General features: G+C 49.6%; 3 protein-coding genes. All 3 read left to right on the forward strand.

The window, feature by feature from the left end; genetic code table 11:
• Positions 1–910 (forward strand): tetraacyldisaccharide 4'-kinase (gene lpxK / locus AC6F7T_RS00205; protein ID WP_500715929.1); only part of this gene is annotated, 910 nt, incomplete at its 5' end.
• A gap of 2 nt (positions 911–912) precedes the next feature.
• Positions 913–1110: a Trm112 family protein gene (locus AC6F7T_RS00210; protein WP_500715930.1), complete on the forward strand. Its 198-nt coding sequence runs from the start codon at positions 913–915 to the stop codon at positions 1108–1110.
• The coding region (locus tag AC6F7T_RS00215; RefSeq protein WP_500715931.1) for a hypothetical protein at positions 1100–1360 on the forward strand (261 nt) is incomplete at its 3' end. The genes AC6F7T_RS00210 and AC6F7T_RS00215, both read left to right, overlap by 11 nt.

Genomic DNA, 1360 nt, shown 5'->3' on the forward strand with positions numbered 1-1360 from the left:
CAGCTACCGCTCGTCATTGCCGGTTGTGTCGGTTGGTAACCTCGCCGCTGGTGGTACCGGCAAAACACCGACCGTAGACTGGCTGGTCAAGGGTTTATCAGCTATGGGAAAAAAACCGGCGATTGTCAGCCGGGGCTATGGCGGTTGTTATCAGCAGCAGGTCGCTCTTGTCTCTGATGGCGAGAAACTGCTGATGACAGCAGATCAATGCGGTGACGAGCCTTTACTACTAGCTCGCCGAAACCCGACCTGTCCCCTGGTTGTCGCGCGACGGCGTGCTGATGGTGTACGTTATGTTGAAGCCAATACTGCTGCTGATGTGATTGTTCTCGATGATGGATTTCAACATCGACAATTGGCCCGTGATGTTGATCTGGTGCTTTTGGACGCAAAGGACCCCTTCGGTAATGGCTGGACTCTCCCGGCAGGAAAATTGCGAGAAAGCAAGTCGGCATTAAAGCGTGCTGATGCCTTATTGTTTACCAGGACAAGCGAACCTCCCACCTTGCCAATAGGCGGGTTACCCTCCTATTATAGTCATCATCGATTATCCGCAAATGTGACCCGTTTGGAAGGTAGTTGTTGCGACATCGGTCTGATTAAAAACAAGAAGGTTTTTGCTTTTGCCGGTTTGGCGGATAACCAGCAGTTTTTTCAAGCCCTTGGCACCTTGGGGGTGTTCCCGGCGGGAACCCTGTCTTTACCGGATCATGTTGTCTACACTACCGAACTTCAACAGTCTATTTTCGCTCGCGCAACCGGTTGTGACATATTGCTGACCACAGAAAAAGATGCTGTCAAACTGGCGGGTAATATGTTTGAATTACCTTGTTATTACGTCGGTCTCGATCTTGATATTGCTAATGGTCAGGAGTTGCTGCGCCTGATCAGTAGCATCCTGTGGAGGTAATAGTGCCGATTTCTGATTCACTACTTCATCTTCTCGTTTGCCCTCAATGCCATCAGTCCCTTGATCCCGGTCACGACAAAGATGTGCTGATCTGTTTTTCCTGCTCTTTACAGTACCCGGTTCGGGACGAAATTCCCATTATGTTGGTTGATGAGGCGCAGCCACATCTGGATCAGGATCAGCAGGTTCATGGAGACTGACAAGGCACTGCAACGTGCTTTGATCCTCAGCGACGGTAAACCGGGGCATCGTAATCAGGCCATCGCCCTGGCTCGTCATTTGGGTTTGTCCTTTGATACGGTGGAGGTTCATTTTCGCCGGCGCTTATCCAAAGCAATTTCATATCTGCTGGATCATTTATATATCTATTGTTCTTGCCTTTATTCCCTGTCGTCATCAATCGATGCCGATTATTGTGTGTTGATTGCTGCTGGTTCTGAGTCCTACTAT

It is taken from the genome of Pelovirga sp., assembly GCF_059864205.1.